Source organism: Microcoleus sp. N9_A2, from assembly GCF_036701775.1.
Classification (GTDB): Bacteria; Cyanobacteriota; Cyanobacteriia; order Cyanobacteriales; family Microcoleaceae; genus Microcoleus.
In genome coordinates, this window is the sequence record NZ_JAUBRH010000157.1 from 1 (window position 1) to 1,317 (window position 1,317).

Sequence of the window (1,317 nt, forward strand, 5' to 3'; positions counted from 1 at the left end):
CTGACAGGTGTAGGTTTTTTACAATTAGGAGGAATTACAGGCATAAAATTCATCTACAGGGGTATCAGGGAAAGAGCTCCAACGCTCAAGATGAATCGTTCGATTCTTGAGTAAATCAGCCATCAGGGTCAGCAAACCAAGGACAAAGCAAGAAAGCCGACGCTGTTTTTTCATGGTCATGGGCTGACTGTTGGCAATATGTCCAGGGGGAAGTTGTTCAAGATTGGAGGTAGGCGATGGATGTTCGGCAGCACCACCAAGTATCACCATCCATAAAGTGGCAACAGCCAGCACTAACCACATTCGTTCGGCTCGTTGTGGATCGAGTAAACGGGTATTCTGCCATTGCCAACCATCAGATTTGAGATCGCGGTAAACACATTCGGTACAAGAACGTAGTCCATACCAGAGAACGTTTGCTTCCTCCGGTTTGAGGTCTGTCAGAATCAACCACGGGTCCTTGTAGCCTAAATCCCAACGAGCTAGCAGTGTACAAGACAGAGGGTTAGTTTTAAAGCAAAGCACCTCCCCAGACCATGATTGTCCACCTTGACAAACCAGATGTGCCAGTGGCTGCCATGTCTGTTGAGATGGCAGACGATAAGTTCCTTGATGGTTGATACGTAGAAATGGATGCCAGCCTACACTTTCAATAAATTGATAAAGCCAATCAGCATACAATCCTCGGTCAGCCGCAACGATCACCCTAAAGTTAGTGGGAATCACACCTTGAACCCGAGAAATCAGTTTTTGCCAATGAGGTTTCCAACTTCCGGGCTCTGTGGCTCTGACAATACACCAAGCTATAGGAATTCCCGACCCACCCAATAAGATGTTCATCGATAGAACTGTAAATTTATCCCCGATGCTAGTGGCATCCAATGCCAAGGCAATGTCCTCAACATTTTTTGGCAGTAAACTTAGCACCCACAACAGTAATGGAGCAAAACAACTACTCACATCGAAATCACGACGATGAAGTCCTTTTTTAGCTGGGGCTTCTTGATACCATTCTTTTAATCGCTGACGGACTGTATTCGGCTTTTCTTCGTTAATGTCAGCGATCAACTGCGAAACTTGGGTTAAACTGCTGGATTTGGTCATCACTACGCCAAAACTCCAAGTCGCTAACCCAATCGCTTGAGGTATTGACAGGTGAGCCATTTGTTTGGAGACAATACATGACCAATCCAAGAGATGCTTATTTTTCAGCATTGAGGTTTTTCCCGCAGCCACGTGTTTCGTTGAATCACCCTTATTTTCGCCTGGTTTAATTGATTTTATACTACCCCCTCGTAAAAAACCTACACCTGTCAG

Annotated in this window: 1 protein-coding gene; it reads right to left on the reverse strand. The window is 45.3% G+C overall.

The genetic code is table 11. From position 1 onward, the window contains the following. Positions 1-24: 24 nt before the first annotated feature. Positions 25-1,317, reverse strand: a 1,293-nt coding sequence (locus QUA44_RS30520; protein ID WP_333257667.1) for a hypothetical protein, incomplete at its 5' end; no start/stop codon positions are given.